We start from the raw sequence: 6771 nt of genomic DNA, 5'->3' as shown, positions 1-6771 counted from the left end.
GGTCGGCCTCGGCCATCAAGAACACGGTGTCGATCTCGGCGTTCAGTTTGCGGTTCATACCCACCATCTGGTATTCATATTCGAAATCGGCAACCGCGCGCAGGCCGCGAATGATGATCGAGGCGCCCACATCGCTCGCACAGTCGATTAGCAGATTCTCGAAAGGATGGGCCACGATCTCGGTGCCGGTCAGCGCCGACAGCTTGGCGCATTCCGCCTCGACCATGGCGACCCGCTCTTCAAGGGCAAACAGCGGATGCTTGTCGCGGTTGATCGCGACCCCGATCACAAGCCGATCGACCAAAAGGCTGGCACGCTTGATGATATCGATATGCCCAAGCGTGATCGGGTCGAACGTTCCCGGATAAAGCCCTATGCGCATCGCCTACCCCCGCCGGTGCCTTTCATTTCGGGGCGGACACAACCATCGGGTGCGCGCCTTTGCAAGCCCCCGCTTTCCAAAGGGAACGAAAAGGGCGCGATCAAAAACCCTTGATCATGCCCTCGAGCGCCTCTTTCTCCATCGCGAGCGTGGCCAGTTGCGCCTTGACCACATCACCGATCGAGATGAGCCCGACCATCTCGGCGCCATCGACCACGGGCAGGTGACGAAACCGGCCCTGCGTCATCAAGCCCAACACCGCGTCGGATGTATCGTCGCGCGAGCAGGTCACGATGTTGCGCGTCATGACCGCGTCGATCCCCTCGGGCAGGCAACCCGGACCCTTGGCCGCGATCTCGCGCACGATGTCGCGTTCAGACAAGATCCCCGTCACGGTTTTGCCATCGGGGGAAACGACGACCGCCCCGATCTTGCGGCTGGCCAAAAGCCTTGCAGCCTCGGACAGGCTTGCGTCGGGCGCGATGGTGACGACGCCGTCATCGGATTTGGATTTCAAGATTTGTTGCACCAGCATCTGGGCCTCCCTTGGTCCGTAGTGGTCTGGGAGGTCAGCGTCCACGCGCTGGGGTTGTTCTGTCAAGCGTCGTTCGCGCCATCGGCGACAAGTTTTTCGCGCCGCGCGATCTCGGCCCTGATCCCATCGCGCAACAGGCTCGAGACCCGCGCCAGCCGCGCATCACGCGGCCCGGCATGGGTGACCAGCCAAAAACTGCGCCTGAGGCGTAGCTGACCGGTCAAAAGCCGCACCAGCTCGGGGGCGCTGGGCAAGGCGAAATCATGCACGATCGCCAGCCCCGCGCCGGCGCGCGCAAGGTTGAGCTGCACCGATACCGCGTTCGATGCAAAGGCGACGCGAGTGATCCCGAACTGTGCGAGGTAATCCAACTCGGCATCGAAGATCATGTCGGGGATATAGCCGATCATGGCCGCATCGCGCAAAGCCTCGGGGCCTGACGGCGCGCCATGTGCCGCAAGCCAGCGTCGCGAGGCGGCAAGCGAGAGGTGGTAATCCGACAGCAACTCACCTTGTAGCCTCTGCGTCGCGGGCGGCGAGACCGTGATCGCCAGATCCGCCTCGCGCCGCGACAGGTTGACCACGCGGGGCAGCGCAAGGATCTGCAGGTCGAGGTCGGGATGACTGGCCGCAATCGTAGCACAGACCTGCGGCAACAGGTAATTGGCACAGCCATCGGGCGCGCCGATGCGGATCGTGCCCGATAACCGCCCTGCCCCGTCATGGCCATCACCGTCTAGCCCGCCCGCAAGCGCCGCTTCGGCCGCTTCGGCGCGCGGCACAAGGCGTTGGCCCGCCTCGGTCAGCGTGTAACCCTGCGGCGAACGGGCAAAAAGCACCGCACCCAGGCTTTGTTCCAGCCGCGCAATGCGGCGACCAGCCGTTGCCGGATCAAGCCGGAGGCGCGGCGCGGCCCCCGACAGGCCTTCGGCACGCGCGACGGCCAGAAACACGCGTAGATCATCCCAGTTCATCCCGCCCCACCTTGCAAGCGTCTTGCATTTTTGCAAAACGACTTTGGCAACCTGCCGCTTTTCCCGGCATTCCTGCAAGGCTAAACTCGGGGCATCCGGAAAGGGAGATGATGATGGAACAGATCGGACATTGGATCGACGGCAAACGCGTGGCCGGAACATCGGGACGTTTCGCCGATGTCATGAACCCTGCCACGGGCGAGGTGCAGGCGCAGGTGGCCTTGGCGTCCAAGGCCGAGCTTGACGCCGCCGTCGCGAGTGCCGCAAAGGCACAGATCGCTTGGGGCGCGACCAATCCCCAACGCCGCGCGCGGGTGATGATGGCGCTGGTGGGGCTGATCAACCGCGACATGGACAAGCTGGCCGAGGCGATCAGCCGCGAACATGGCAAGACCTTCCCCGACGCCAAGGGCGATGTGCAGCGCGGACTTGAGGTCATCGAGTTCTGCATCGGTGCGCCGCATCTGCTGAAAGGTGATTTCACCGACAGCGCGGGCCCCGGCATCGACATGTATTCCATGCGCCAGCCGCTTGGGGTGGTCGCGGGCATCACGCCGTTCAACTTTCCCGCGATGATCCCGCTGTGGAAGATGGGACCGGCCCTGGCCGCGGGCAATGCGATGATCCTCAAGCCATCCGAGCGCGACCCATCATGCCCGATGATGCTGGCCGAGCTGTGCCAAGAGGCGGGCCTGCCCGATGGCATCTTGCAGGTCATCAATGGCGACAAGGAAGCGGTCGACGCGATCCTCGATAGCGAGCCGGTTCAGGCCGTGGGCTTTGTCGGCTCCACCCCCATCGCGCAATACATCTACAGCCGGGCGACCGCGAACGGCAAACGTAGCCAGTGTTTCGGCGGCGCCAAGAACCACATGATCATCATGCCCGATGCCGATATGGATCTTGCCGCCGATGCGCTGGTCGGCGCGGGCTACGGTGCTGCGGGCGAACGTTGCATGGCAATCTCGGTGGCCGTGCCCGTGGGCGAGGAAACCGCCGACCGGCTGATCGAGAAACTCATCCCCCGGATCGAGGCGCTCAAGGTCGGTCCCTATACGGCAGGCAATGACATCGACTTCGGCCCCGTCGTCACAGGCGCGGCCAAGGCCAATATCTTGCGGCTGGTCGAAAGCGGCGTGGCGCAGGGCGCGAAACTGGTCGTCGATGGGCGCAACTTCAACCTGCAAGGCTATGAAAACGGATACTTTGTCGGTCCCCATCTGTTCGACCACGTGACACCCGACATGGACATCTACAAGACCGAGATCTTCGGCCCCGTACTATCGACCGTGCGCGCGGCCAGCTACGAGGAAGCTATCGGGTTGGCGATGGACCATGAGTACGGCAATGGCACTGCGATCTTCACCCGCGATGGCGATGCGGCGCGCGATTTCGCCAACCGCATCAATATCGGCATGGTGGGTATCAACGTGCCCATCCCGGTGCCGCTGGCCTATCACACCTTCGGCGGCTGGAAGAAATCGGGCTTTGGCGATCTGAACCAGCACGGGCCCGATGCCTTCCGCTTCTATACCCGGACCAAGACCGTGACCGCGCGCTGGCCCTCGGGCATCAAGGAAGGGGCCGCCTTCAACTTCAAGGCGATGGACTGACCGGCTCTGCCGGGGGCTCGCCCCCCGGCCCCGGCCCTTGCATCGGCCCTGCGATCGGCAGGGATATCGGCACCACCGCCGCATGGGGTGGTGCCGATGGTTTTTGCGCCAAGGCAAAAGCCCGCAAGGCTTCGGCTTCGATCCCGCGATGCTGGCGCGCCTTGTTGCATTCGAAACTGCCCGCGCGAAAGGCGCGGCATGCCTCGGGGCGCTCCTCATAGATGGCGCAGATCAACCGCCCATCCGCTGTTGCGCCAAGCTGCGCGCAATGCCCGCAAGACATGGTCATGAACCGTCGCCCCCCGATCTCGGTGGTCGCCGTTTCGGGGATCGTGCGGTCCCGATCTTGCGGCAAAAGCGCGATATAGCGGTCGTGACCGCCAAAGCAGCAGGCCCCGCAGGACGTGCAATCAATTGTAGGGGAGGACACCGAGGCACCCGATTGTCGCGCCGGCTGGATCGGCCCCGTGCCGCCCGCGTTGCGCCGCACAAATGGCTAATGCGCCGCAAGGCGCTGTGCAAGCGGTTGTTTTCACGCCAACCCGCCGCGCTGACCCTTGCAAAATTGCTGCAACAGTCGGAAATTAAACACGCGTTCAATTCATTGACGGATCGGGGGAGGATCGAGGGCATGGATTTCGCACTCAGCCCAGAGGCACAGGCCGTTTTCGACATGGCGCGTGATTTCGGCCAAGCCGAGATCGCGCCCCACGCGGCCATATGGGAGCGCGAGGGAACGATCCCCAAGTCGCTATGGCCGAAACTCGCCGCACTTGGTTTCGGCGGGCTTTATGTCCCCGAAGATCAGGGCGGCTCCGGCCTGACGCGGCTCGAAGCGACGCTGGTCTTCGAGGCGCTTTCGCAGGCCTGCCCCTCGGTCGCGGCGTTTTTGTCGATCCACAACATGTGCGCCAATATGATTGCGCGCCACGGATCGGAGGCTCTACGGGCCAAGTTCCTGGCCCGCGCCTTGTCGATGGAATGTTTCTTTTCCTACTGCCTGACCGAACCGGGGTCGGGCTCGGATGCGGCGGCGCTCAAGACCCGTGCGGCCCGGCGAAATGACGGCTTTGCCCTGACCGGCTCCAAGGCCTTCATCTCGGGTGGCGGCTATTCGGACGCCTATCTGGTGATGTGCCGGACTGACGATACAGGCACGGCTGGAATATCCGCCGTAATCGTCGAGGATGGCACCCCGGGCCTGTCCTTTGGCGGGCTTGAGGACAAGATGGGGTGGCGGTCGCAACCCACGCGGGCTGTGCAATTCGACGATTGCCATATCCCGGCAGAAAACCTGTTGGGCGAGGAAGGCCACGGCTTTCGCTACGCGATGGCAGGGCTTGATGGTGGCCGCCTCAACATCGCGGCCTGTAGCCTTGGCGCGGCGCAAGCGGGTTTGGAAAAGACATTGGCTTATATGCAAGAACGCCATGCTTTCGGTCAGCCCATCGCCCAGTTCCAGGCATTGCAGTTCCGGCTGGCCGATATGGAGATCGACTTGCAGGCGGCGCGGGTCTTCCTGCGCCAAGCGGCATGGAAGCTCGACACCGAGGCGCCGGACGCCACGAAAGCCTGCGCGATGGCCAAGAAATTCGTTACCGAAACCGGCAGCGACGTTGTCGATCAATGCCTGCAACTACATGGCGGATATGGTTATTTGGCCGATTACGGGATCGAGAAACTGGTGCGCGACCTCAGGGTGCATCAGATCCTCGAAGGCACGAACGAGATCATGCGCTTGATCGTGGCCCGCAACATGCTGGCTGCGCGCTGATGACCAAGGGCGCGATGCGTATTTTTAGAAAGATGAAGGGATGAGCAGCGCAATGTCGAACGAGATCGATATTCGGATCGAGGGACATGCCGGACGCATCACCTTGTGCCGACCCGAGGCGCTCAATGCACTCAGCTACGCGATGTGCCTTGCCATCGAGGCGGCACTCGATGCCTGGGCGTCGGATGCGAAGGTCGCGTTGATCGTCATAGATGCGCAAGGCGATCGCGCCTTTTGCGCGGGCGGGGATATCGCACAGATGCACGCCCATGGCATGCGCGGCGATTACGCCTTCGGCCATCGTTTCTGGTTCGATGAATACCGCATGAACGCCAAGCTGTTCCAGTTTCCAAAGCCGGTCGTCAGCTTGATGCAAGGCTATACGATGGGCGGCGGTGTGGGGATCGGCTGTCATGGGTCGCACCGGATCGTTTGCGAGACCAGCAAGCTGGCGCTGCCCGAATGCGGGATCGGCCTTGCTCCCGATGTGGGCAGCACGCTGTTGCTGGCGCGCGCGCCGGGGCGACTTGGCGAGTATTTGGGGACGACCGGCACAAGGATGGGGCCGGGCGATGCGATACATGCAGGCTTTGCCGATTATTACATTCCACACGCCGATTGGCCCGCGCTGATCGCCGCCCTCTGCGCCAGCGGCGATTGGGAGGCGGTTGACCGTGCCGCCCAGACCCCGCCCGACAGCCCGCTTGCCGCTCAGCAAGAGGCGATCGACGGGTTTTTCGGCGGCGACACAATCCGCGATTGCGTCAACCTTTTACGCCTGAGCGAGAGCGATTTTGCACAAGGCGCCCTGGCCGCCCTGAAGGCGGGCAGCCCCTTGGCCGTGGCCTGCACCTTGGAACTGGTGCATCGCGCCCGCCTGCGCGACACGATCGAACATGCGCTGGAGCAGGAGTATCGCTTCAGCTACCGCGCGATGGAGCATGGCGATTTTCTCGAAGGCATCCGGGCCGCGATCATCGACAAGGACAAATCGCCCAAATGGCGCCATGCCAGCCTTGATGATGTCGCCCAGACCACCGTTTCGGGCATGTTGATGCCCTTGGGCGCCGCGGGATGGCGCATGCAGGCAAAAGGACATGTGGCATGAAAATCGGTTTCATTGGCCTTGGCAATATGGGCGGGCCGATGGCCGCCAATCTGGTGGCCGCTGGCCATGCGGTCACGGGTTATGACATCACGGGGCTTGGGCCTGAAGGTGTGACGATGGCCGCCGATGCGCCCGCCGCCGCCGCAGGCGCACAGGTGGTCATTACCATGCTGCCGAATGGGGCAATCCTGCGTCAAGTGGCCACCGAGGTGATCGCCGCGATGGCCCCAAACAGCGTCTTGCTCGATTGCTCGACCGTTGATGTTGCAAGCGCGCGCGCCGTGGCCGAACAAGCCGCCACCGCAGGGATCGGCGCGCTGGATGCCCCTGTCTCGGGCGGTGTGGGCGGCGCGCAGGCCGGTACGCTGACCTTCATGGTCGGTGG

General features: G+C 63.4%; 8 protein-coding genes. 4 read left to right on the top strand and 4 right to left on the bottom strand.

Going from position 1 to position 6771, the window contains the following annotated elements:
- From coaD to ACTG4J_RS14155, 3 genes are all read right to left on the bottom strand, one after another.
- Nucleotides 1-382: pantetheine-phosphate adenylyltransferase (gene coaD, locus ACTG4J_RS14165; RefSeq protein ID WP_439140387.1), on the bottom strand; the 382-nt coding region annotated here is incomplete at its 3' end.
- Between the two features lie 100 nt (nucleotides 383-482).
- Complete coding sequence (locus tag ACTG4J_RS14160) at nucleotides 483-917, bottom strand: CBS domain-containing protein (protein ID WP_439140386.1); 435 nt, start codon at nucleotides 915-917, stop codon at nucleotides 483-485.
- Nucleotides 918-979: 62 nt separating this feature from the next.
- Nucleotides 980-1891 carry a LysR family transcriptional regulator gene (locus tag ACTG4J_RS14155; protein ID WP_439140385.1) on the bottom strand — a complete coding sequence of 304 codons (912 nt, stop codon included), beginning with the start codon at nucleotides 1889-1891 and terminating at the stop codon, nucleotides 980-982.
- A 113-nt stretch (nucleotides 1892-2004) separates the two neighbouring features.
- Here ACTG4J_RS14155 and ACTG4J_RS14150 point away from each other — a divergent pair, with 113 nt between their 5' ends.
- Nucleotides 2005-3504, top strand: coding sequence for a CoA-acylating methylmalonate-semialdehyde dehydrogenase (locus ACTG4J_RS14150; protein ID WP_439140384.1), 1500 nt, complete (start codon nucleotides 2005-2007; stop codon nucleotides 3502-3504).
- Here the strand turns inward: ACTG4J_RS14150 and ACTG4J_RS14145 are convergent.
- Nucleotides 3488-3994 (bottom strand): YkgJ family cysteine cluster protein, encoded by a 507-nt coding sequence (locus ACTG4J_RS14145; RefSeq protein WP_439140383.1) that lies wholly within the window; start codon nucleotides 3992-3994, stop codon nucleotides 3488-3490. The genes ACTG4J_RS14150 and ACTG4J_RS14145 overlap by 17 nt on opposite strands.
- 141 nt (nucleotides 3995-4135) lie before the next feature.
- Here ACTG4J_RS14145 and ACTG4J_RS14140 point away from each other — a divergent pair, with 141 nt between their 5' ends.
- The 3 genes from ACTG4J_RS14140 to ACTG4J_RS14130 form a co-directional block, all read left to right on the top strand.
- Entirely contained in the window at nucleotides 4136-5278 is a 1143-nt protein-coding gene (locus ACTG4J_RS14140) for an acyl-CoA dehydrogenase family protein (RefSeq protein ID WP_439140382.1), read from the top strand.
- Between the two features lie 40 nt (nucleotides 5279-5318).
- Nucleotides 5319-6386 carry an enoyl-CoA hydratase/isomerase family protein gene (locus ACTG4J_RS14135; RefSeq protein ID WP_439140381.1) on the top strand — a complete coding sequence of 356 codons (1068 nt, stop codon included), beginning with the start codon at nucleotides 5319-5321 and terminating at the stop codon, nucleotides 6384-6386.
- The coding region (locus tag ACTG4J_RS14130; protein ID WP_439140380.1) for an NAD(P)-dependent oxidoreductase at nucleotides 6383-6771 on the top strand (389 nt) is incomplete at its 3' end. The genes ACTG4J_RS14135 and ACTG4J_RS14130, both read left to right, overlap by 4 nt.

Origin of the sequence: Roseicyclus sp. (genome assembly GCF_965662675.1) — a bacterium.
Lineage (GTDB): Bacteria > Pseudomonadota > Alphaproteobacteria > Rhodobacterales > Rhodobacteraceae > Roseicyclus.
Note: the sequence above shows the minus strand (reverse complement) of the source record. Positions and strands in the feature narration are given on the sequence as shown.

Coding starts and splice junctions, on each gene's coding strand:
- ACTG4J_RS14160 (WP_439140386.1), bottom strand. CDS start 917: ATGCTGGTGCAACAAATCTTGAAATCCAAATCCGATGACGGCGTCGTC.
- ACTG4J_RS14155 (WP_439140385.1), bottom strand. CDS start 1,891: ATGAACTGGGATGATCTACGCGTGTTTCTGGCCGTCGCGCGTGCCGAA.
- ACTG4J_RS14150 (WP_439140384.1), top strand. CDS start 2,005: ATGGAACAGATCGGACATTGGATCGACGGCAAACGCGTGGCCGGAACA.
- ACTG4J_RS14140 (WP_439140382.1), top strand. CDS start 4,136: ATGGATTTCGCACTCAGCCCAGAGGCACAGGCCGTTTTCGACATGGCG.
- ACTG4J_RS14135 (WP_439140381.1), top strand. CDS start 5,319: ATGAGCAGCGCAATGTCGAACGAGATCGATATTCGGATCGAGGGACAT.